21 protein-coding genes are annotated in these 22,762 nt (G+C 68.5%); 10 read left to right on the top strand and 11 right to left on the bottom strand.

All coding sequences use genetic code 11. From position 1 onward, the window contains the following. The first annotated feature begins 10 nt into the window (after window positions 1–10). Complete coding sequence (locus ABD866_RS09855; RefSeq protein WP_345064001.1) at window positions 11–1,456, top strand: DUF1501 domain-containing protein; 1,446 nt, start codon at window positions 11–13, stop codon at window positions 1,454–1,456. Between the two features lie 22 nt (window positions 1,457–1,478). On the opposite strand, the gene ABD866_RS09850 is transcribed toward ABD866_RS09855, so the two are convergent. The 5 genes from ABD866_RS09850 to ABD866_RS09830 form a co-directional block, all read right to left on the bottom strand. Further along, the gene (locus ABD866_RS09850; protein WP_345063999.1) at window positions 1,479–2,156 is read right to left on the bottom strand and encodes an ABC-type transport auxiliary lipoprotein family protein; all 678 of its coding nucleotides are present in this window, start codon (window positions 2,154–2,156) and stop codon (window positions 1,479–1,481) included. Between the two features lie 18 nt (window positions 2,157–2,174). Beyond that, window positions 2,175–3,158, bottom strand: coding sequence for an MlaD family protein (locus tag ABD866_RS09845; protein WP_345063996.1), 984 nt, complete (start codon window positions 3,156–3,158; stop codon window positions 2,175–2,177). Continuing rightward, the gene (locus ABD866_RS09840) at window positions 3,158–3,982 is read right to left on the bottom strand and encodes an ABC transporter ATP-binding protein (RefSeq protein ID WP_345063993.1); all 825 of its coding nucleotides are present in this window, start codon (window positions 3,980–3,982) and stop codon (window positions 3,158–3,160) included. The genes ABD866_RS09845 and ABD866_RS09840 overlap by 1 nt, the downstream gene beginning before the upstream one ends. Before the next feature lie 9 nt (window positions 3,983–3,991). Beyond that, a complete protein-coding gene (locus ABD866_RS09835; RefSeq protein WP_425549572.1) occupies window positions 3,992–5,179 on the bottom strand; it encodes an MlaE family ABC transporter permease in 1,188 nt (395 codons plus the stop codon). A gap of 246 nt (window positions 5,180–5,425) precedes the next feature. Further along, a complete protein-coding gene (locus ABD866_RS09830; protein WP_345063991.1) occupies window positions 5,426–6,346 on the bottom strand; it encodes a LysR family transcriptional regulator in 921 nt (306 codons plus the stop codon). Window positions 6,347–6,488: 142 nt separating this feature from the next. On the opposite strand from ABD866_RS09830, the gene ABD866_RS09825 reads away from it, so the two are divergent. Then, the gene (locus ABD866_RS09825) at window positions 6,489–8,162 is read left to right on the top strand and encodes a GMC family oxidoreductase (RefSeq protein WP_345063989.1); all 1,674 of its coding nucleotides are present in this window, start codon (window positions 6,489–6,491) and stop codon (window positions 8,160–8,162) included. 129 nt (window positions 8,163–8,291) lie between these two features. Here the strand turns inward: ABD866_RS09825 and ABD866_RS09820 are convergent, their stop codons facing one another. Both ABD866_RS09820 and ABD866_RS09815 read right to left on the bottom strand, forming a co-directional pair. Further along, the gene (locus ABD866_RS09820; protein ID WP_345063987.1) at window positions 8,292–8,660 is read right to left on the bottom strand and encodes a hypothetical protein; all 369 of its coding nucleotides are present in this window, start codon (window positions 8,658–8,660) and stop codon (window positions 8,292–8,294) included. A 60-nt stretch (window positions 8,661–8,720) separates the two neighbouring features. Next, window positions 8,721–10,055: an ammonium transporter gene (locus tag ABD866_RS09815; RefSeq protein WP_345063984.1), complete on the bottom strand. Its 1,335-nt coding sequence runs from the start codon at window positions 10,053–10,055 to the stop codon at window positions 8,721–8,723. A gap of 414 nt (window positions 10,056–10,469) precedes the next feature. Here ABD866_RS09815 and ABD866_RS09810 point away from each other — a divergent pair, with 414 nt between their 5' ends. From ABD866_RS09810 to ABD866_RS09785, 6 genes are all read left to right on the top strand, one after another. Then, complete coding sequence (locus ABD866_RS09810; protein ID WP_345063981.1) at window positions 10,470–11,228, top strand: sulfite exporter TauE/SafE family protein; 759 nt, start codon at window positions 10,470–10,472, stop codon at window positions 11,226–11,228. 217 nt (window positions 11,229–11,445) lie between these two features. Further along, a complete protein-coding gene (locus tag ABD866_RS09805; RefSeq protein ID WP_345063977.1) occupies window positions 11,446–12,210 on the top strand; it encodes an ABC transporter substrate-binding protein in 765 nt (254 codons plus the stop codon). A 35-nt stretch (window positions 12,211–12,245) separates the two neighbouring features. Next, window positions 12,246–13,028, top strand: coding sequence for an amino acid ABC transporter permease (locus ABD866_RS09800; RefSeq protein ID WP_345063974.1), 783 nt, complete (start codon window positions 12,246–12,248; stop codon window positions 13,026–13,028). Then, the gene (locus ABD866_RS09795) at window positions 13,025–13,771 is read left to right on the top strand and encodes an amino acid ABC transporter ATP-binding protein (protein ID WP_345063971.1); all 747 of its coding nucleotides are present in this window, start codon (window positions 13,025–13,027) and stop codon (window positions 13,769–13,771) included. The genes ABD866_RS09800 and ABD866_RS09795 overlap by 4 nt, the downstream gene beginning before the upstream one ends. 47 nt (window positions 13,772–13,818) lie before the next feature. After that, window positions 13,819–15,108, top strand: a complete 1,290-nt coding sequence (locus tag ABD866_RS09790) for a DcaP family trimeric outer membrane transporter (protein WP_345063968.1) — start codon at window positions 13,819–13,821, stop codon at window positions 15,106–15,108. Window positions 15,109–15,175: 67 nt separating this feature from the next. Beyond that, a complete protein-coding gene (locus ABD866_RS09785; protein WP_345063965.1) occupies window positions 15,176–16,078 on the top strand; it encodes a DMT family transporter in 903 nt (300 codons plus the stop codon). A 7-nt stretch (window positions 16,079–16,085) separates the two neighbouring features. Here the strand turns inward: ABD866_RS09785 and mrdA are convergent, their stop codons facing one another. From mrdA to ABD866_RS09765, 4 genes are all read right to left on the bottom strand, one after another. Then, window positions 16,086–18,029, bottom strand: a complete 1,944-nt coding sequence (mrdA, locus tag ABD866_RS09780; RefSeq protein ID WP_345063962.1) for a penicillin-binding protein 2 — start codon at window positions 18,027–18,029, stop codon at window positions 16,086–16,088. Between the two features lie 18 nt (window positions 18,030–18,047). Beyond that, window positions 18,048–18,566: a rod shape-determining protein MreD gene (gene mreD, locus ABD866_RS09775; RefSeq protein WP_345063959.1), complete on the bottom strand. Its 519-nt coding sequence runs from the start codon at window positions 18,564–18,566 to the stop codon at window positions 18,048–18,050. 61 nt (window positions 18,567–18,627) lie between these two features. Continuing rightward, on the bottom strand, window positions 18,628–19,545 hold the full coding sequence (gene mreC / locus ABD866_RS09770; protein WP_345063957.1) for a rod shape-determining protein MreC: 918 nt from the start codon (window positions 19,543–19,545) through the stop codon (window positions 18,628–18,630). A 169-nt stretch (window positions 19,546–19,714) separates the two neighbouring features. Beyond that, window positions 19,715–20,758, bottom strand: a complete 1,044-nt coding sequence (locus tag ABD866_RS09765; protein WP_345063955.1) for a rod shape-determining protein — start codon at window positions 20,756–20,758, stop codon at window positions 19,715–19,717. 193 nt (window positions 20,759–20,951) lie between these two features. On the opposite strand from ABD866_RS09765, the gene gatC reads away from it, so the two are divergent. Continuing rightward, window positions 20,952–21,251 (top strand): Asp-tRNA(Asn)/Glu-tRNA(Gln) amidotransferase subunit GatC, encoded by a 300-nt coding sequence (gene gatC, locus ABD866_RS09760; protein WP_345063952.1) that lies wholly within the window; start codon window positions 20,952–20,954, stop codon window positions 21,249–21,251. 10 nt (window positions 21,252–21,261) lie between these two features. Further along, window positions 21,262–22,761 (top strand): Asp-tRNA(Asn)/Glu-tRNA(Gln) amidotransferase subunit GatA, encoded by a 1,500-nt coding sequence (gene gatA / locus ABD866_RS09755; protein ID WP_345063949.1) that lies wholly within the window; start codon window positions 21,262–21,264, stop codon window positions 22,759–22,761. The last annotated feature ends 1 nt before the right edge of the window (window position 22,762 follow it).

Genomic DNA, 22,762 nt, shown 5'->3' with positions numbered 1-22,762 from the left:
AGGCGTCGCCATGCACCTGCTGCAACCCCACCTTCACACCCGCCGCGCGTTTCTGCGCCGCAGCGCCCAGCTGGGCCTGGCCGGCACGGCCGTACCGTTTGCGCTGAACCTTGCCGCCATCGGCGAGGCTGCCGCCTTCAACGCCACCGACTACCGCGCGCTGGTCTGCGTATTCCTGTACGGCGGCAACGACTACGCCAACACCGTCATCACCTACGACGACGCCAGCTACAACCGCTACGCCACCATCCGCGGCGGCGGTGGCGGGCAGACCGCTGGCGGCATTGCGCTGGCCAAGTCGGACCTTGTCGGCACCCTGCTCAATCCCACCACGGCGCTGCCAGACGGCCGCCAGTACGCGCTACACCCGTCCATGCCCGGCATGGCCAACCTGTTCAATACGGGCAAGGCTGCGGTGCAGCTCAATGTGGGGCCGCTGGTGGTTCCGCTCACGCGCGCCCAGTACAACAGCGCCGACCGTGTGCGCTACCCACTGCCGCCCAAGCTGTTCTCGCACAACGACCAGCAGTCCATCTGGCAGTCGTCGTCGCCCGAGGGCTCCACCGTGGGCTGGGGCGGCAACCTGGGCGACCTGGCCCTGTCGTCCAACACCAACGCGCTGTTCACCTGCATGTCGGTCACGGGCAATGCGGTGTTCCTGTCGGGCGATTCGGCGCTGTCGTACCAGGTCAGCACCCGGGGCGCGGTGGCGATCAACGGCGTGAAGAACAACGTCTATGGCTCGGCAGGCGTGCGCAACGCACTCACCACGCTGATCCAGCAGCCCAGCGTGCAACTGCTGGAGCACGAATACACGCGCGTGACCTCGCGGGCGGTGACGGCCGAAAGCCAGATCACCTCGGCCCTGGCCACCAGCAACCCGACCACGGTGTTCCCGACCAACAACAGCCTGGCCGACCAGCTCAAGATGGTGGCCCGGCTGATCGGTGCGCGCAATGCACTGGGCACCAAGCGGCAGGTGTTCCTGGTGTCGATTGGCGGCTTCGACCTGCACGACAACCTGATCGCGCAGCAGCCCGGCCTGCTGCAGCGCGTGAGCGAGGCGGTCACGGCGTTCTACAACGCCACGGTGGAGCTGGGTGTGGCCGACAAGGTGACCACATTCACCGCCTCCGACTTCGGCCGCACGCTCAGCTCTAACGGCGATGGCTCGGACCACGGCTGGGGCAGCCACCACTTCATGGTGGGCGGCGCGGTCAAGGGCAAGGCCTTCTACGGCTCGGCGCCGCCCGTCAGTGTGACCAACACCGCTGCGCCTGAGGACCAGTGGCACGTGGGCCAGGGTCGGCTGCTGCCCAGCACCTCGGTGGACCAGTACGCCGCCACGCTGGCCACCTGGTTCGGCGTGGCGCCGTCCGAGCTGAACGGCATCCTGCCCAACCTGCGCAACTTCGGCTCGGCCTCCTACCCCACCAACCTCGGCTTCATGGCCTGAGCGGTCCGGGCTGGCCGAGGGCTCAGTCGGGCATGGTCTCGTCCACCCAGGTGGCGATCTGCGCCACGACCTGTGCCGTGGCCTCTGCCAGGGCGCGGGTGCCGCCCGCGGCGTCGGGCGTGGGCGCGGGCCGCTGCACCACGAACAGGCGCTGGCCGCGCAGCAGCTCGCCCGTGCTGGTGGGTTCGACCAGCGTTGCGCGCATGCGCACCAGGGCGACGCTGCGCTGTTCGGACTCGAACACCTGGCTGAACTCATCCAGCTCGGCCCTTAGCACCAGCGGCAGGCGACCCTGACGGCGGGCCTGCACCACGGCGTCGCGCGCGGGCAGCACGGCCCGGCGTTCGGCCAGCGCGTCGCGCAAAGCCTGCTGCACCAGCTGGGCGGGCGGCTGGCTCCAGCGCGCCAAGGTGTACGAGCGCACCTGCTGTGCGTCGGCATACGCCAGGCGGTAGAGCACGTCGTTGCTGCCCTCCACCAGCCCGGGCGCGTCCAGATCGGCCAGCGCCAGCGGTGCACGGCCCGCGCGCACAGGCGGGCTGGGCACCTGCGAAAGGCCTGGGCCAAAGTCGTACACCAGGGCCCGCGCAGGCGGCGAGGGCAACGAGGAGCAGCCCGCCATCACCACCGCAGCCGCCAGGCACAGGGCGGTGGTCCAGGCGGTCCGGGTCGACCGAAGGGGCAAGAGAGGGTGCGTCATGGTGCGGTCCTGGGGCATTCAACGGGCCGGAGCGGGCAGCGGGGCCATAAAGCCGGGCTCTCCCGGGCCAGGCGGCAGCCGGCCCGAGCCGTAGATGAACAGTTGGGGGTTGTCGCCGATGCTGTCGGCCGCCCGGCCGAACAGGCGGGCGGCACGGGCCACTTCGTCGGTGGCGCGCTGGATGCGTGGCAGCGTGGCCAGGTTGAACTGGTCGGCCGCGCGCGCAAACGCACGGCTGCCCTCGTCGATCTGGTCCATCATGCCGCCCTCGGCGTTCACGCGCTGCAGCGTGCGGTCGAGCTGGCCGGTGAGCGCCGCCACGTTCTGGCCCGCCTGCTGCAGCGACTGCAGCGCGGCCCGCGCGTCGCCCGCCAGCGGCGGCAGGCTGGCCAGCGCCGGATCGAGCCGCTGCTGCACGGTGCCGTCGAGCGTGCGCGCCAGCGCAGCCACCTGGCCTGCGGCCTGGCCGATCTGCCCCAGGGCTTCGGTCAGCAGGCGCTGGTTGTCGTCGCCCAGGATGCGGTTGATGCGGCGCGTGGCCTCGTCCACGCGCATGAGGATGTCAGGGGCCTGGTCGGCCAGGCGCCCGAAGGGCGAAGGCTTGAGCGGCAGCCGCGGCAGGCCGCTGGTGCCGCTGGGCAACGGCGCGTAGGGGGTGGGTGCATCGTCAAGCAGCACATGCGCCAGGCCGGTGACGCCCTGGTAGCCAAGCACGGCAAACGTGGTGTCGCTGACCGGGGCCTGTTCGTTCACGGCGATGCGGATCAGCACGTTGCCGCTGACCTGCGGATCAAATCCGATGCGCACCACCTTGCCCACGGCCACGCCTTTGTAGCGCACGGCCGCCTGGGGTTGCAGGCCGCTTACGGCGTCTTTGGTGGACAGCTCGTAGAGCCGGTAGTTGGCACTGTCGCGCGTGAGCCAGACGGCCAGCCCGATGAGCAGGGCGGCCACCGCCAGCACGAAGGTGCCCGCAGCCAGGGCGTGGGACTTGTTTTCCATCAGGCTTCCTTGGAAGGCGGCAGGGGCGCCATGGCCCGCTGGCCACGCTCGCCCATGAAAAAGTGTTCGATGAACGGATGCGGATGGCGCGCCACCTCGGCAGGCGTGCCCGTGACGATCACGCGCTTGTCGGCCAGCACGGCCACGCGCGTGCTCAGCGCAAACAAGGTGTCCAGGTCGTGCGTGACCATGACCAGCGTGAGCCCGAGCGAAGCCCGCAGCTCGCGCACCAGCGCGCAGAACTCGTCGGCGCTGCTCGGGTCGAGCCCGGCCGTGGGTTCGTCGAGCAGCAGCAGCGGCGGGTCCATGATGAGCGCCCGGGCCAGCGCCACGCGCTTGACCATGCCGCCCGACAGATCGGCCGGCATGCGCGTGGCGTGCTCGGGCTTGAGCCCAACCATCTGCAGCTTGACCATGGCCGCGTCGCGAATGACGTCGGGCGGCAGCGTGCCCTGCTCGCGCAGCGCGAAGGCAATGTTGTCGAGCACGCTGAAGGCCGAGAACAGCGCACCGTGCTGGAACAGCATGCCCACGCGGCTGGCCGCGCCTTCGCGGCCCATCTCCGACGCGGGGCGCCCCAGCACCGTGACCGAGCCGCGCGCGGGCTGCGTGAGCCCGAGGATCTGGCGCAGCAGCACCGTCTTGCCGGTGCCCGACCCGCCCACCAGCGACAGCATTTCGCCGCGGCGCACTTCAAAGCACAGGTCCTGGTGCACGGCAAAGCGCTCGCTGCCCTTGCCGAACACCGTCCAGAGGTCGCGCACTTCCACCACCAGGTCGTCGGGCGGGGACGGAGGGGTGTGCGTCAGGCCGGGCGTGGTCATGGGGCGGCCTTACATGCCGACGTTCTTGAACGCCACGGCGAACAGTGCGTCCACCAGAATGACCATGGTGATGGACGTGACCACCGAGGCCGTCGTGCCTTCGCCCAGGCTTTGGGTGTTGGGCTTGACGCGCAGGCCCCAGTGGCAGCCAATCAGTGCTATCAGCACGCCGAACACCACCGACTTGGCCACCGCCAGGCCCAGGTTGCCGATCTTCACCGCCGCGGGCAGCGCCTGCACGAAATACGCGGGCGAGATGTTCATGGCCAGGTCTGCGGCCAGCATGCCCCCGGCCAGGGCCGCAAGCGTGGTCCATACGCTGATCAGCGGCATGGCCAGCGCCAGCGCCAGCGCGCGCGGCAGCACCAGCCGAAAGCCGTGCGGAATGCCCATGACACGCATGGCGTCGAGTTCCTCGGTCACGCGCATCACGCCGATCTGCGCGGTGATGGCCGAGCCCGAGCGCCCCGCCACCAGAATGGCGGCCAGCATGGGGCCCAGTTCGCGGATCAGCGAGATGCCCAGGATGTTGACGATGAAGGACTCGGCCCCGAACTGACGCAGCTGCTGCGACATGAGGTAGGCCAGCACCACGCCGATGAGAAAGCCCACCAGCGCGGTGATGGGCAGCGCTGTGGCCCCCATGTGGTACAGGTGCCCGGACACATCGCGCCACGGCCCGCGGCGCGGCGCACGCGCCAGCCGCCCCAGGTCGAGCGCAAGCTGGCCCACCAGTTGCAACAGATGGCGCGCGTGGTCTACGCCGTGCAGCACCAGCACGCCCAGGTGGTCCACCTGATCGACCAAGCGCCACGGTTGCTCGGGCGGTGCTGGCACCGTCAGGCGGGCCACGCGTTCGAGCAGCGCGCGCTCGCGTGCGTGCACCTGCAGTTGCGCGGGCCAGGCGCGGCCCCAGTGGTCCCAGAGCCACTGCGCGCCCACGTGGTCGAGCCAGGCGATGCCGGTCAGGTCCCAGGCCCAGGCCTGGGCGGGCTCATGCGCCGCGAGCTGTGCGGCCAGCGCGCGCACGCCTTGGCGGTCGCCCAGATCCCCGGCCCCCCAACGCCCGAGCACGCGCACCACGGGCACGCCGCCGTCGGCAGACGCGGCGGCGATGCGCTCCAGGCGGGGGCGCGTGTCGGCAGGCGAAGAGGAAGCAGCGCGGTCGGGCAAGATGGTGGCGGCAGGCGGCAGCAAACGAATGGCAGGGACAGAACGGGGCTGTCGGTCAGGCAAGCAGATGGCCGCGCGGTGCGGCTGCGCGGCCATCGCCGGGCACCCCGACCCTGCATGCGCCAGCGACTGCGCATCCTACCGCGTGCCCCGGGCCTCGGCCACCGGGCGTGTGGCGGGTGGCGCACAGTGGCGCACAGGCCCTGCGCGCCATACGGCCCGGCCTGTCAGCCAGCCCCCCCCCCCGTGTGCGCCCGGCCGCTGTGGACTTCACCCCCACACGAGGCCCAGCGCCCCCAGCGCGGCTGCAATCAACGGCTCGGTGCTGCGGGCGCGCTGCCACACCAGGCCCAGGCTGCAGTCGAGCTGCACCTGGTCGGCCACCACCAGGCCGCGCGCCTGGGCCTCGCGCATGGCAATCGCGTCGCGCACCAGCGACAGCCCCACCCCCGAGCGCACCAGGTCGAGCATGCTGGCCTCCTGGTCCACCAGCGCCACGCGGCGCGGCTCCACCCCGGCGGCGGAGCCGGGGCCGAACACAGCCGCCTGCAGCCGGTGGTGCACCGAGGCGGGAGGCGTGCCGATCCAGGGCAGCGCGGCCAGCGCGCGCCAGTCGCGCCCCAGCACCTGCGGCCCCCAACCGGCGGGTGCCAGCACGCGGTAGGTGAAGCGCGTGAGCGTGCGCTGTGCAAAGTCGGCCCCGGCCGCACCCTGGGCCGCGGCGTCGGCCTGTGCGTCGCCCAGATAGAAGGCCACATCAAGCGCGCCGCGCGCCAGCGGTGCGAGGTGGTCGCCGCTCATGGCCTGGCGCAGTTCGGTGTCGGCCTGCGGCGCGGCGTCGATGAAGGCGCCGAGGAACGCGCCCAGGCGCGTGAACTCCGGATCGAGAATGGTGCCGATGCGCAGCGTGCCGCGCACCGCGCCCTGCAGGTGCTGGGCGGCCTGGGCGAAGTCGGCCAGCGCGGCCAGCGCGCGCTCGGCCTGCGGCAGCAGCACGGCCGCGTCGCGCGTAGGGGCCAGGCCGCGCGAGGTGCGCGTGAACAGCACCAGCCCCGTGTGCTGCGCCAGCGCCTTGAGCTGCAGGCTCACCGCGGGCTGCGACAGGTGCAACTGCCGCGCCGCGCGCGAGACGCTGCCCTCGCGCGCCACGGCCACGAAGGCGCGCAGGGCCTGGGGGTCCAGAGCACTCATGCTTTATTTGCCACGCAAATAAAACCATTTTGCCGATTTCATTGGCCTCGTGCTCTACTTTTCTGGATACTTGCCGCCGGGATGCCGCCACAAGGCATCAACAATACAAATAACACCACACGCACCGCAGGAGACACACCCCATGGCCACCCCGGAATTCGACTACATCGTGATTGGCGCGGGCACCGCCGGGTCGCTGCTGGCCAACCGTCTGTGCGCCAACCCGCGGCACCGGGTGCTGCTGATCGAGGCAGGCCGCAAGGACGACTACCACTGGATCCACATTCCGGTGGGCTACCTGTACTGCATTGGCAACCCGCGCACCGACTGGCTCTACCAGACCGAGCCCGATGCCGGGCTCAACGGCCGCCGTCTGCGCTACCCGCGGGGCAAGACGCTGGGCGGCTGCAGCAGCATCAACGGCATGATCTACATGCGCGGCCAGGCGCGCGACTACGACCAGTGGGCGCAGATCACGGGCGAGGACGCCTGGCGCTGGGACAACGCCCTGCCCCACTTTCGCCGCCACGAAGACCACTGGCGCCTGGACGCGCCGGGCCAGGCCGACGACGCTTTTGCGCAACTGCACGGCCACCGCAGCCGCGGCAGCACGGGCGAGTGGCGCGTGGAAAAACAGCGCCTGCGCTGGGACATCCTGGACGCGTTTGCGCACGCGGCGCAGCAGGCGGGCATTCCGGCCACCGACGACTTCAACCGCGGCAACAACGAGGGCGTGGGCTACTTCGAGGTCAACCAGAAGAGCGGCTGGCGCTGGAACACGGCCAAGGCCTTCTTGCGGCCCACCTGCTACGGGCGGCCCAACTTCGAGCTGTGGACGAACGCGCTGGTCTCACGCCTGCTGATTGAAGAGCAGCCCGACGGCCGCAAGCGCTGCACGGGCGTGGAGGTGTGGACGGGCACCGAGATGGTGACGGTGCAGGCCTCGCGCGAGGTGGTGCTGAGCGCGGGCGCGGTGAACTCGCCGCAGATCTTGCAGCTCTCGGGCATCGGCCCCGCGCCGCTGCTGCAGCGCCACGGCATTGCGGTGGTGCACGAGCTGCCCGGCGTGGGCGCGAACCTGCAAGACCATCTGCAGATCCGCGCGGTGTACAAGGTGCAGAACACGACCACGCTCAACACCATGGCCAGCTCGGTGTGGGGCAAGGCGCGCATCGGGCTGCAGTACGCGCTCCACCGCAGCGGGCCCATGAGCATGGCGCCCTCGCAGCTCGGGGCCTTCACGCGCAGCAGCCCCGACCAGCCCTGGCCCAACCTCGAATACCACGTGCAGCCGCTGTCGCTGGATGCGTTTGGCGAGCCGCTGCACCGCTTCCCGGCCTTCACGGCCAGCGTGTGCAACCTCAACCCCACCAGCCGCGGCACGGTGCAGATCCAGGGGCCGGACTTCCGCCAGGCCCCGGCGATTGCGCCCAACTACCTGAGCACGCCCGAAGACCGCAAGGTGGCCGCCGACAGCCTGCGCGTGACGCGCCGCATCGTCGCCCAGCCCGCGCTGGCCCGCTACCAGCCCGAGGAATGGAAGCCGGGGCCGCAGTTCCAGACCGACGAAGAACTTGCGCGACTGGCCGGCGACATTGCCACCACCATCTTCCACCCCGTGGGCACCACGCGCATGGGCCGCGCCGACGACCCAATGGCCGTGCTCGACCCGCAGCTGCGCGTGCGCGGCATCGACGGCCTGCGCGTGGTGGACGCGGGGGCCATGCCCACCATCACCAGCGGCAACACCAATTCCCCCACGCTGATGATGGCCGAGAAGGCGGCCGAGTGGATCCTGGCCGAAGCCAAGCGCTGAGGCTGCGGCCCGCCCGGCCCGGCCGTGGCGGGCGCGCTTCCCCGGGGCAGGGGCAGGCCTTACAGCCCAATCGGCTGCTCGTGCTTGAATATCAAGCACGAGCAGCTATCAAAACCATAGCAAAACAACTCAGCGCAAACCGCCCACATAGCGCGGCCCGTCGGGCGCGGACGCGGCAGCGGGGGAGGCGCTGCCCCGAACCGGGGCGTCCGCGGGCGGGGCCAGGCGTTCGCGCAGCGTCTGCCCGGCCTGCGCCAGCAGCGGCGCGCGCGGTGCGGGCGCGGTGGCTGCGGCCTGCCAGGCCTGCTCCAGCCGCGCGGCCCAGTCGTCCAGTTCAGGCGCCGCGTCCTGCAGCGCGCGCAGCCGCGCAAAGCGCACCACCTCGCGCGCGTAGTCGGCGTTCACGGCCATCCACTCGGTGTCGGTCACCCGGCCGGTCTTGCGGCGCAGCAGCACGTGCATGTGCGCCGCGATGGCGAGCCTGTCGCTGTCCTGCATGGCACCTCCTTGCTCACGATCGGTTTCATGGGGCGGGTCGTCGGGCGGGTCATCGCGCGGTCAAGGGCCGAGCCGCTCGCGGTGCTGGGCAATGTCCAGCCCGGTCTGCTCGGTGTTCTCGTCCACCCGCAGGCCCACCACGCGGTCGGTGATCCACAGCAGCGCTGCGGTGGCCACAGCGCTGAAGGCCATCACCGCCACCACACCCAGCGCCTGGGTGAGCACGCTGCCCGCCACACCGCCCACGCTGCGCTCGGCCAGCAGGCCGGTGAGCAGCGAGCCCACGATGCCGCCCACGCCGTGCACGCCGAACACGTCCAGCGAATCGTCGGCCCGCAGCCAGCGCTTGAGCGCCGTGGCCCCCCAGTAGCAGGCCAGGCCCGCCACCGCACCGATCAGCACCGCCGAGCGCGGCGTGACAAACCCGGCAGCCGGCGTAATGGCCACCAGCCCGGCCACCAGGCCCGAGCACAGGCCCAGCAGCGACGGCCGCCCGCGCACCACCCATTCGCCCAGCATCCAGGCCAGCGCCCCGGCCGCGGCGGCCAGGTGCGTGGCCGCCAGCGCCAACCCCGCACGCCCGTCGGCCGCAATGGCCGAGCCCGCATTGAAGCCGAACCAACCCACCCACAGCAGGCCCGAGCCCACCATGGTGAAGGCCAGGCTGTAGGGCTCGAACGCCTCGCGCCCGTAGCCCAGGCGGCGGCCCAGGAACCACGCGCACACCAGCCCGGCCACCCCGGCGTTGACGTGCACCACCGAGCCGCCCGCAAAGTCGAGCGCACCGAGCTGCGCGAGCCAGCCGCCCGGCTCCCAGACCCAGTGGGCCACGGGCGCGTACACACAGACCGTCCACAGCCCCACAAAGAGCAACATGGCACCAAAGCGCATGCGCTCGACAAACGCCCCCACCATCAGCGCCGCGGTGATGATGGCAAAGCTGAGCTGGAACATCGAATACACCGACTCGGGCACATGGGGCGCCACATGGCTCACGGCCACGCGGCCCGTGGCGTGCTGGTACTCCAGCCCCGCAAAGCCCGCGCGCTCGAAGCCGCCAATCCAGCCGGCCAACCCGCCCGCGCCGGGGGTGAAGGCCAGCGAATACGCAACCCCGTACCACAGCAGGCTCACCAGCGCGGCAATCGCGACCACGCTGGCCATGGTGTTCAGCACGTTCTTGCGGCGCACCATACCGGCATAAAACAGCGCAATGCCAGGCAGCGTCATCAAGAGCACCAGCGCCGTGGCCGTCATGAGCCAGGCGGTGTCGGCCCCGTTGATCTGGCCGACGGGCACCAGCCCCGGACGTGCCAACGGCGCTGTGGCTGCGGCCACCGCGGCCGGCGCCTCCTGCGCCCAGGCCACGGGTGTCGCCCACGCGCCGACCCACATCCCCCACCGCGCGTCCGCACACCACCCGGCCCTGTTGATTGCGCCCATGCATTCGCTCCCTGTGCTGTTGTTGGGCAGGCCTCAGCACAACACATGCCAGCCTGGCCTGCGCGCCCTGCCCCCCCGGCGGGGCGGCTCAAGGGCCCGCGCTGGGCCCCAGCGCCCCACAAGCGGGGGCGGGTTAGCCCCAATGCACCAGGGCAGTGCAACCGCTACAGTGCATGCACTCAACGCGCACCGCGGTGCGCTGCAGAGGAGCCCGAGGAGACACTTCAAGCTCGAACGACACGATTGCAAGCACCCGCATGAGGTGCATATCCTTCCCAAGCGCTGGCGATCCCAGCGCTTTTTTGTTGCCTGCGGCCGCCCGCTTCGCTCACAAATCCATAGCGGCCGAGGTGCGACAATCCGGGCATGGAATGGTTTTTCATCGGGTGCGCCTCGCTGCTGGCCGGGTTTGTGGATGCGATCGTGGGCGGCGGCGGCCTGGTGATGGTGCCCGCGCTGTTCGCGGCCTTTCCAGGCACTGCCCCCGCCACGCTGCTGGGCACCAACAAGGCGGTGTCGGTCTGGGGCACCTCCATGGCCACCTGGCAGTACAGCCGCAAAGTGCAGATGCGCTGGCAGGCCCTGCTGCCCGCGGCGGCGGCCGGGTTTGCCGGGTCGATGGCGGGCGCCTGGACGGTGACCCTGGTGTCGCCCGAGTTCCTGCGCAAGCTGCTGCCTCTGGTGCTGCTGGCCGTGCTGGCCTACACGCTGGCCAAAAAGAACCTGGGACAGCACCACACCCCGCACTTTGACGGACGCCGTGAGGCCCTGGTCGCCAGCGTCATCGGACTGGTCATCGGCTTCTACGATGGCTTCTTCGGCCCCGGCACCGGAAGCTTCTTCGTGTTTCTGCTGGTGCGGGTGCTGGGCTACGACTTCCTCAACGCATCGGCCGCGGCCAAGCTGCTGAATTGCGCGACCAACATCGCGGCCATCGTGCTGTTCGGCCTCAAGGGCCATGTGTGGTGGCACATCGCCCTGATGCTGGCCGTGGCCAACGTGGTCGGCAGCCTGCTGGGCACGCACATGGCGCTGCGCCACGGCACGGGTTTCGTGCGCTGGATCTTCATCTGCGTGGTCAGCGCGCTGATCCTCAAGACAGGTTACGACGCCTTTCTGCGTTGAATGGCACCCTTGCTTTGCAGCGACATGGCTCGGTGTTTGCTTAACACCACTGCCATCTCACGCTGCTTGTCAAGCAAAACAAGGCCTTCCCTATAATCCCGACCGTTTCATGACAATCCCGGGCGCGGCCAAAGGCCGACGATCCCTGCTCTGCCTCCGGCCTGCCTACCCGCAGGCCGGATTTTTTGTACCTGCATCACCCCCCACAGGACCCACCATGAAGTTGCTCAAGTCCGTCGCCGCCGCCGTCGCACTGTGCGCCGCCGTCACCGTTCACGCCCGCCCTCTGGCCGAAGTGCAGAAAGACGGCAAGATCCTGATCGCCACCGAAGGCCAGTTTGCGCCTTTCAACTTCTTCAACGGCACCACGCTCACCGGTTTTGAGGTGGAAGTGGCCGAACTGGTGGCCAAGAAGATGGGCCTGACGATCCAGTGGAAGACGCTGGGCTTCGACGCCCTGCTGACCGGCCTGCGCCAGGACCGCTGGGACCTGGTGATCGCCTCGCACGGCATCACCGAAGAGCGCGCCAAGGCCGTGACTTTCACCGAGCCGCACTACTGCTCGGGCGGCATGATCATCGCCATGGACCCGGCGATCAAGAACGCCAAGGACTTGTCGGGCAAGGTGGTGGCCGTGCAGACGGGCACGAGCTACCTGGAGAACGTGAAGAAGGTCTCGTCGATCAAGGAAGTGAAGAACTTCCCCACCGACGTGGACGCCCGCAGCGCGCTGACCTCTCGCCGTGTGGACGCCTGGGTGACCGACCGCTTCGTGGCCAAGGCCGTGGCCGACAAGAACCCGGGCGCGGGCTTCAAGCTCGGCGACATGCTGTTCATCGAGCGCATTGCCGCGGCCGTGTCCAAGGGCAACACCAGCCTGGCTGGCGCCTGGAACAAGGCCCTGGCCGAAGTGATGGCCGACGGCAGCTACGCCCAGCTCTCCAAGAAGTACTTCAACGAAGACGTGCGCTGCAGCAACTGAGCCTGCGCTGACGATCCTCTCCAGGCCTCTCGCCCATGCTCACCGCTCTCTGGCCGCAGCGCTGGTCTCGCACCCAGCGCAGCAACGCCACGCTCGTCTCGGCCCTGGTGCTGATGGTGCTGGCCCTGTCGCTGCTCGGCACGGCCCTGTCTTTTCTGCCTGAGCCCATTGGGCCCAATGCCCAGGCCTTCGCCGAAGGCGCACGCACCACCCTTTGGCTCACGCTGATCAGCGGCGCCGTGGGGCTGGTGCTGGGCACGGCCGCAGCGCTCGCCCGCACGGCCCGCTGGGCACCCGTGCGCTGGGTGGCCGGGTTCTACATCTGGGTCATCCGCGGCACGCCGCTGCTGGTGCAGATCCTGTTCGTGTACTTCGCTCTGCCGGTGCTGGTGCCCGGGCTCAACCTGCCCGACTTTGCCGCGGCCGTGGTCGCCCTCGGCCTGAACGTGGGCGCCTACAACGCCGAAGCCATCCGCGCCGGGCTGCTGGCCGTGCCCCGCGGCCAGACCGAGGCCGCCAAGGCCCTTGGGCTTGGCCGCGTGCATGTGTTTCTGGACGTGGTGTTCCCGCAGGCGTTCAAGATCGCCCTGCCCCCACTGGTCAGCAACTTTGTGGCACTGCTCAAGGATTCTTCGCTGGCCTACGCCATCGGCGTGGTGGAGCTCACCAACGTCGGCAACCGCATCCAGTCGGCCACCTTCCAGCCGATTGCCACACTGACCACGGTGGCCGTCACCTACCTGCTGCTGACCACGCTGGTCACCCAGGTGAGCAACGCCATCGAATACCGCTTCGACGTGGAAGGGCGCAGCAAATGAGCGGCGAGCGCACCCCGTACATCGTGGTGGAGCAGGTCTGCAAATCGTTTGGCACCCACCAGGTGCTGCGCGATGTCTCGACCGTGTTCCGCACCGGCGAAGTCACCGTGATCATCGGGGCTTCTGGCTCGGGCAAGAGCACGTTGCTGCGCGCCATCAACCGCCTGGAGCCGCACGACAGTGGGCGCATCACCATCGGCGGGGTGGAAGTCACCGACGACATCGCGACGCTGCAGCGCCAGCGCAGCGAAGTGGGCATGGTGTTCCAGCAGTTCAACCTGTTCGGCCACCTGACGGTGCTGGACAACGTGACGCTCGCGCCCCGGCGCATCCACCGCACGCCCCGAGCGCAGGCCAACGACGCGGCCATGGCACTGCTCACACGCGTGGGCATGCAGGCCCACGCCCACAAGTACCCGTGGCAGCTCTCGGGTGGCCAGCAGCAGCGGGTGGCCATCGCGCGCGCGCTGGCCATGGCCCCCAAAGTGATGCTGTTTGACGAACCCACTTCGGCGCTGGACCCGGAGATGGTCCAGGAAGTGCTCGACGTGATGCGCGAACTGGCCCGCGGCGGCATGACCATGATCGTGGTCACGCACGAAATGGGCTTTGCGCGCGAGGTGGCCGACCGCGTGATGTTCTTTGACCAGGGTTGCATCAGCCACGATGCGCCGCCCCAGGAGTTTTTCCAGCAACCCGCCAACGACCGCATCCGTGCGTTCCTTGGCCGCATGAGCGCCTGAGACCCGGGCCCTCCTGCCCCACGACCCCAGCCCCTACCGGAGTGACCATGAAACTGAACCACACGTTCCTCGCCCTGATGGCGGCAGGCCTGTGCAGCCTCCCGCCCGCGGCCTTCGCGCAAAGCGCCAAGGACTTTGAAGACCTGCGCAACGAGCTCAAGGCCCTGCGTGCCGAGCTGGCCCAGATCAAGGCCCAGCAAACCCAGCAGACGCCTGCGGCCAGCGCCTCGGCCTGGAACGAGCGCATCGAAGCCGTTGAACTGAAGCAAAAAGACGCCGTGGTGCTGGGCGACATCCCGGGCAGCTTCCGCCTGCCGGGCAGCGAAACCTCAATCCGCGTGTACGGCTTTGCCGAAGCCAACATGGTCAAGGATTTCAAGGCCACGGCCCCTGGCGACACCTTCACCAATCTGATGGAGCAGCCCCTGGGCAAATCGTCGCAGGGCAAGACCAGCCTGACGGCCCAGACTTCGCGTTTCGGCTTCGAGACCTCGACGCCCACGTCGATCGGCACGTTCAACACCAAGATCGAAGCCGACTTCTATGCGTACTGCGGCAGCGAATGCAACCGCAACCGCCTGCGCCTGCGCCATGCGTACGGCGAATATGCCGGCTGGCTGATCGGTCAGACCTGGTCCACCTTCATGGACACCGACAACCTGCCCGAGACCGTGGACTTCAATGGCCCGCCCGGTGCGACTTTCCGCCGCCCGTCTCAGGTGCGCTACACGTACAACAACCCCTCGCTGGCGAAGTTCCAGTTTGCGGTGGAAGAGCCCTCGGACGGTGCGCGCACCCCCAACCTGGTGGCCCGCGTGGACAAGGCCTACGACTGGGGCAATGTCAACGCCCGCCTGATGACGCATGAACAGCGCATCGAAGGCGTGAGCAAGCGCGGCATGGGCCTGGGTCTGGGCATGGGCTACAAGCTCACCGGCACGACCACGCTGATGGCCCAGTACACGCGCATGGACGGCGACGGCGATGGCGCCTATCTGATCGGCGCCAACTACCCGGTGCTGTCGGGCGGCACGGTGCGCCTCGACAAGGCACACGGCCTGGTGCTAGGTGTCTCCAACGTGTTCAGCGAGCAGCTGCGCGGCACGGTGTCGCTGGGCCTGGTGCGCTCGCGCCACAACCTGGGCGATGTGTACGCCGCTGCGGTGGGTGGCACGGGCAACCAGCGCCTCTATCAATGGCATGCGGGTCTGTACTATCTGCCGATCAAGAACGTGGAACTGGGCAGCGAGCTGATCGGCGGCCGCCGCACGACCTACGCAGGCGCGACGGGCGACATGCTGCGCCTGAACCTGCAGGCACGCTACCTGTTCAACTGATCCGGCGACCCGCCCTCACAGGCCGACCGGCACCCCGGTCGGCCTTTTTGTTTTCTGGAACCTTGTCATGCGCGCACAACGCTGGGGCCTGCTGGCCCTGCTCGCCGTCACGGTGGTGTGGGGCACCACCTTTCCTGCCATGAAGCTGCTGTCGGCCCACCTGGATGCGGTGCAGATCATCTGGCTGCGCTTCGTCATCGCCTTGGCCGTGCTCGCGCCGCTGTGGCGGGGCATGCTGCGGCATGAACGCGCATGGGGTTTGGGCCTCGGCCTGCTGCTGTTCTTTGCCTTCTGGCTGCAGATCGAGGGGCTCGCCCGCACGAGCAGCAACCGCAACGCTTTTGTCACGGGCCTGAACGTGCTGGTGGTGCCGCTGATCGCCATGGCCGTGCTGGGCAGACGCTATGGCTGGCAACTGTGGGCCGCCTGCGCCATGGCCCTGGCGGGCATGACGCTGATGTTCCACGAAGACGAACCCTGGAACCTGGGCGATACGCTCACGCTGGCAAGCACCGTGTTTTATGCAATCTACATCCTGACGCTGGAGGAGTGCGCCCGGCGCACCGTGGCCACGCCAGTGCGCGCTACGCGCATGGCCGCCGCGCAGGCGACTGTGATGTGCCTGGCCGCGAGCCTGCTGCTTCTGATGCGCGACCCCGCCATGCCCTGGCTGCGAGACCTGGCCGAACTGCCCGCACGCTCGTGGATGGCCCTGCTGTACCTCGGATTGCTGGCCAGTGTGGTGGTGGTCACGCTGCAGGCCTGGGGGCAGCAGCGGGTGGATGCCATGCGCAGCGCCATCGTATTCGGGCTGGAGCCGGTGTTTGCCGCGCTCACCGCCTGGGTACTGCTGGGCGAGCGCCTGGGCTGGGCAGGCACGGCGGGGGCGGCCCTGATCGTGCTCGCACTCATCGTCAGCCAGTGGCAGCCCGCCTCGCGCGGTGCGGGCGAGCGCACCCGGGCCGCGTAGCGCCGCCTCAGGGCTCCGACAGGGGCACGTCGGCCGCCAGCCGAGGCTTGCCCAGTGGGGCGGCCGCCAGGCCCTTGCGCACCGCAGCCATGTCCTCTTCGCTCGGGTACTCGCCCAGGAGCCAGTAGTCGAACACACGCCGTGCAATCGGTGCAGCGTGGGCCGCGCCAAAGCCCGCGTTTTCGACGATCACGGCCACCGCAATCTTCGGATCTTCCGCAGGGGCGTAGGCCATGTAGAGCGAGTGGTCGCGCTGGTGCTCCTGCAGCTTCGAGGCGTTGTACTTCTCTTTCTGGCCGATGGTCACGGCCTGTGCCGTCCCCGTCTTGCCCGCCGACAGGTAGCGGGCTCCGGCAAACACCCGCGCCGAAGTGCCTTCCTGCGTCACCCCCACCAGCGCCTTGCGGATCACGGCCACGTTCTGGGGCTTGTAGTTCAAGGACACCGGGGATTCAGGCGGAATCGGCTGGGTTGCGCGGGTGACGGCATCCACGGTGGCAATCGCCATGCGCGGCCGATGGCGCACGCCGCCGTTGGCCAGGATGGCCGTTGCGTGGGCGAGCTGCAGCATGGTGAAACTGTTGTACCCCTGGCCGATGCCCAGGGAAATCGTCTCGCCCGCATACCACTTCTTCTGCTCTGGCCTGCGGTAGGTGTTGCGCTTCCACTCCTGGCTGGGCAGCACGCCGCGCACTTCGCCCTGCAGATCGATGCCCGTGATCTGGCCAAAGCCCAGGGGCTTCATGAAGTCGTGCATCAGATCCACACCCATCTCGTTGGCCAGCGAGTAGTAGTACACGTTGCTCGACTTGACGATGCTGGTGTGCATATCTACGGCCCCGAGACCATGGTCGCCGTGGCTGCGGAAGGTATGGCCACCAAAGGTCCAGGAGCCTGCGTCGTTGATCACGGTGCCGGCGGCGCGCTTGCCGGTCTCCAGCGCCGCCAGCGCCATGAAGGGTTTGTAGGTCGAGCCAGGCGGATAGGTGCCGCGCAGCGCACGGTTGAGCAGCGGCTTGTCGATGGACTCGTTCAGTGCGGTCCAGTTCTCGACATCAATGCCCTCGACAAACAGGTTGGGGTCGAAGGTGGGCTTGCTGACCATGGCCAGCACCTCGCCATTGCGCGGATCGATCGCCACCAGCGCCCCGCGGCGGTCACCGTACAGGTCTTCCACCATCTTCTGCAGCTTGATGTCGAGCGAGAGCATCACGCTGTCGCCGGGCGTTGCAGCCCGGCTGGAGAGCTTGCGCACGGCACGTCCACCGGCCGAGGTTTCCATCTGCTCCACGCCGGTCTGCCCGTGCAGCGCTTTCTCGTAGCTGTGCTCGATGCCCAGCTTGCCGATGTATTCTGTGCCCCGATAGTTGGACTCGTCCTCGGACTCCTGGATGCGCGCCTTCTCGACCTGGTTGATGCGGCCGATGTAGCCGATGGCATGGCTAGCCACATCGCCCAGCGGATAGTTGCGAAACAGCCGCGCCTTGATGTCCACCCCTGGAAAGCGGTAGCGCTGCGCGGTGAACCTGGCCACCTCGGTGTCCGTGAGACGGGTGCGGATGGGCAACGACTCGAAGTTGCGCGACTCTTCCATCAAGCGCTTGAAACGTCGTCTGTCGCGCTGCTGGATGTCCACGATGCGCGAAAGTTCCTCGATCGTCTGATCGAGCGAGGCCACGCGCGAGGGCGTGATCTCCAGCGTGTAGGCCGAGTAGTTGGTGGCCAGCACCACACCGTTGCGATCCAGAATCAGGCCCCGGTTGGGCACGATGGGCACCACTGCGGTGCGGTTGCTTTCGGCCTGCGCCGCGAGGTCTTCGTGGCGCAGCACCTGTAGTACGACGAGCCGGGCAAAGATCAGTCCGAAGCACAGCAGCACGACCAACCCGGCCACCAACACACGCGAGCGGAACCGAGCGGCATCGGCTTCAACGTTGCGCAGTTCGGTCATGGCGTTGGCAGTACGTGGTCACAGCGGCCGGTTCTGGTCGCGGTCGGGGGGGCGGCGCTGCGGCGCGAGCAGCACGATGCTGGCCAACGGCCAGAGCGCGGCCTCGAACAGCGGCGACAACACCACGGCCAGCCCAGGGAAGATGCCGCCGCTCACCATGCGCACCAGCAGCTCAACGGCATGCCCGATCGCAAACAGCGGCAGCACCTGTAGCGCCTGAGACGACAGGCTGAACCAGAGCAGGCGACGGTGCATGGCAATCGCCGCGTACGAGAGAACGGTGTAGGCCAGTGCGTGCTGACCAAGCAGTGCCGACTGATGCACGTCCATGCACAGACCCAGCACGAAGGCGATGCCCATGCCCACGCGCAGCGGCTGGTGCACACACCAGAACACCAGGGTCAGCATGACCAGGTCTGGCATCCAGGCCACGCGCCCCAGGGGCAGCATGTTGAATGCGAGTGCCACCACCAGGCTGGCTGCCATGAAGACCGGATTGACCGGCAGCAGCAGCGGCTGACCGCGGGGCATGATCATGGCAGTGCCCTCCAGTCACACCAGACACCCGCCTGCCGGCGCTGGACGTGGCGACAGCACCTCACTTGCGGCCCCCTTTGCGCTGCGCGGCAGCAGCGGGCTCCGGACGCTCCGGCAGCGCATCGGCCGCCGGCTGCAGCACGGCGACATGCCGCGCCGCCAGCACGCGGGCCACGGGCTCGCAGTAAATGCGCGCAAACGCCGAATCGGCGCGGCGCTCCACGCGCTGGACGCGGGCCACTGGCAAGCCGGACGGATACAGGCCGTCCACGCCGCTGGTGCTCAACAGGTCTCCTTCGCGCACGTCCGCATTCACCGGCATGAAGCGCAGCTCCATCCCGCCGCCGTGACCCACCACCGGATCGCCGTACGCCACCGCACGCGCCCCGGTGCGCAGATTGAGCACCGGAATTGCCTGATCACGGTCCACCAGCAGCGTGACCTCACTGACCATGGGAAACACCCTGGTGACCTGCCCTAGCACGCCTGACTCATCCAGCACTGGCGCCCCCAGCGGCACGCCGGCCAGACTGCCGCGGTCGATGACCACGCGCCTAGTGAAGGGGTCGGCCGTGTCGTACACCACTTCGGCCGTCACGAAAGGCGTCGACACCCGTTGGCGCAGTTCCAGCAACTGGCGCAGGCGCGCGTTTTCCTGCAGCAGGTGGTCGGTCTGGTTCGCGCGCAGCGACAGATCGGCCAGTTGGCGGCGGGCTGCGGCGGTCTCGGCCTGCGCCTCCTGGAGCGACTGGAAGTAGCCACTGCCTTTGCCGGCGAATTCGACCGGCTGGAGCATCACCCACTGCAGCGGATACAGGACGGTTGCCACAGCCTGGCGCAAGGGACCTGTGAGCTGCAGACGCGTATCGGCCACCATGAGGAACAGGGCGAGCGCGCTGTAGGCGGCCAGCCGTGTCAGGGCCGATGGCCCCTGCCGGAACATGGGCGGCGCAGAACGTTCAAGGGTGCCAAGCGGCAAGGCTTATCCCCGGGAGAGAAAACGGCCCGGACCGCGAGAAGCGGCGGGCCGTGGTCGGGCGGCGTTACAGGGCCACATGGTCAATCGGAGGTCTTTCGCTCAGGGCTCAGGGCACTCAAGCCGCATGCCCGGCCCAGGGCCCGCCGGTGAAGACAGGCCGGGCACACCATCACTCGCTCGTGAAAATGCTGCCCAGGCGGTCCATACGCTCCAGGGCAATGCCGCAACCGCGCACCACACAGGTCAGCGGGTCTTCGGCCACCAGCACGGGCAGACCGGTTTCTTCGGCTAGCAGGCGATCCAGATCGCGCAGCAGCGCGCCGCCGCCGGTCAGCATCATGCCGCGGTCGGCAATGTCGGCGCCGAGTTCGGGCGGTGTCTGCTCTAGGGCGTTTTTGACCGCAGAAACGATCTGGTTGAGCGGATCGGTCAGGGCCTCCAGCACTTCGTTGCTGGAGATCGTGAAGCTGCGCGGCACGCCTTCGGACAGGTTGCGTCCCTTGACTTCCATTTCACGGACTTCAGAGCCCGGGAAGGCCGAGCCGATGGTCTTCTTGATGGCTTCGGCCGTGGGTTCGCCGATCAGCATGCCGTAGTTGCGGCGGATGTAGCTGATGATGGCCTCGTCGAACTTGTCACCACCCACGCGGACGCTGCCCTTGTAGACCATGCCGCCCAGCGAGATCACACCCACCTCGGTGGTGCCACCGCCAATGTCCACCACCATGGAGCCCGACGCTTCGGACACCGGCAGTCCGGCTCCGATGCCGGCGGCCATCGGCTCTTCAATCAGGTACACCGCGGTCGCACCCGCCGCTTCGGCCGCATCCTTGATGGCGCGGCGCTCCACCTGGGTGGAGCCGCAGGGCACGCAGATGATGATGCGCGGGCTCGGCGTGAGCATGGTCCGCGGATGCACCATCTTGATGAACTGCTTGATCATCTGCTCGGTGATCACGAAGTCGGCGATCACGCCGTCCTTCATCGGACGGATGGCTTCGATATTGCCGGGCACCTTGCCCAACATGGCCTTGGCCTCATGGCCGACGGCCTGGATCACTTTTTTGCCATGGGGACCGCCTTCGTGGCGGATGGCCACCACCGAGGGCTCGTCGAGCACGATGCCCTTGTCGCGGGCAAAGATCAGGGTGTTGGCAGTGCCGAGGTCAATCGCAAGGTCGGTGGAGAAGTACCGACGGAAAGCTCCAAACATTCAAAATCCTCTCAGGCACGGCATGCTCGTCGGCCTGCCGTCGCCGGGTCTACAGGGTTCTTTTTTGCACAATCGCCGGCAGGACGGAGGGTAGTGCGGCAAAGCCGGGATAATACCGCATCCCCTGTGAATAACTCCCCCTGCGGAGCGGTCATTCGCAGGTTTACATCCGGTTTCCTCCCCCCGTTTTTTTATGGCACTGACCTCCGAGGACATCGGCCGCATCGCCAATCTGGCACGGCTGGATCTCTCCCATGAAGAAAGTGAGCGCATGCTCACTCAGCTCAACGGTTTCTTTGGCATCGTCGAGGCCATGCGCGCTGTGGATACCTCGGGCGTCACGCCGTTGGCCCACCCTGTGGCGGCCATCGAAGCGGTGACCCTGCGCCTGCGCGACGACGTGGCCAGCGAGCCCAACCAGCGCGAGGCCAACCAGCAGAGCGCCCCGGCCGTCGAACGCGGGCTGTTCTTGGTGCCCAAGGTCATCGAGTGAGGACCGCAGCATGAGCACCCCTTCGACCCCTTTGCACGATTGGACCGTGGCTGAACTGGCCACCGCCTTGCGCGCCCGCACCGTATCGGCCACCGAGGCTGCCGAGCACTACCTCGCCCGGATGCAGGCGCACACCCGCCTGGGCGCCTATGTGGCCGTGAACGAAGAAGCGACCCTCGCCCAGGCACGCGCAGCCGACGCAGCGCTGGCCACCGGCACGGCTGGCCCGCTGGCAGGCGTGCCGATTGCGCACAAGGACATCTTCGTCACGCGCGACTTCCCGACCACGGCCGGCTCGCGCATGCTGGCCGGCTACCGTTCGCCCTTCGATGCCACTGTAGTCACCCGCCTGGCCGACGCCGGCGCGGTGACGCTGGGCAAGCTCAACTGCGACGAGTTCGCCATGGGCTCGGCCAACGAGAACTCTGCCGTGGCCCCCGTGGGCTTTGATGCGCCCGCGCCGGTGCGCAACCCCTGGGACACGGCCCGCGTGCCGGGCGGCTCCTCGGGCGGCAGCGCGGTGGCCGTGGCCGCACGCCTGGCGGCGGCCGTCACGGGCACCGACACCGGCGGCTCCATCCGCCAGCCGGCGAGCTTTTGCGGCATCACGGGCATCAAGCCCACCTACGGCCGCGCGTCGCGCTATGGCATGGTGGCGTTTGCCTCCAGCCTCGACCAGGCAGGGCCCATGGCCCGCACGGCCGAAGACTGCGCACTGCTGCTGTCAGCCCTGTGTGGCCCGGATCCAGACCGCGATTCGACCTCGCTCGACCGACCGGCTGAAGACTTCGGCCGCTCGCTGAACGACTCGCTGGCGGGCCTGCGCATCGGCATCCCGGCCGAGTTCTTCGGCGAAGGCCTGGCACCCGACGTGCGTGCCGCGGTGGACGGCGCGCTCAAGGAATACGAGAAGCTCGGTGCCACCCTGGTGCCGATCTCGTTGCCCCGCACCGAGCTGTCGATCCCGGTGTACTACATCATCGCGCCGGCCGAGGCTTCGTCCAACCTCAGCCGCTTCGACGGCGTGAAGTTTGGCCACCGCGCGAAGGACTACACCGACCTGGTGAGCATGTACAAGCGCACGCGCGCCGAAGGCTTTGGCGACGAGGTCAAGCGCCGCATCATGATCGGCACCTACGTGCTCTCGCACGGGTACTACGACGCCTACTACCTGCAAGCGCAAAAGATCCGCCGCATGATCGCGGACGACTTCCAGAACGCATTCAAGTCCTGCGACCTGATCGCCGGTCCCGTGGCCCCCACGGTGGCCTGGAAGATCGGCGAGCACGGCAGCGACCCGCTGGCCGACTACCTGGCCGACATCTTCACGCTGCCCGCATCGCTGGCTGGCTTGCCTGGCATGAGCCTGCCCGCAGGCTTTGGCGAAGGCGGCATGCCGGTGGGGCTGCAGCTCATCGGCAACTACTTCAGCGAAGCCCGCCTGCTGAACGCCGCCCACCGGCTGCAGCAGGCCACCGATTTCCACCTCCGCCAGCCCGGAGGTCTGTGAC

The sequence above is a fragment of the Acidovorax lacteus genome, assembly GCF_039540375.1.
In the GTDB taxonomy this organism is placed as follows: Bacteria; Pseudomonadota; Gammaproteobacteria; order Burkholderiales; family Burkholderiaceae_C; genus Acidovorax_G; species Acidovorax_G lacteus.
This window is presented reverse-complemented; position numbering and strand designations above follow the sequence as displayed.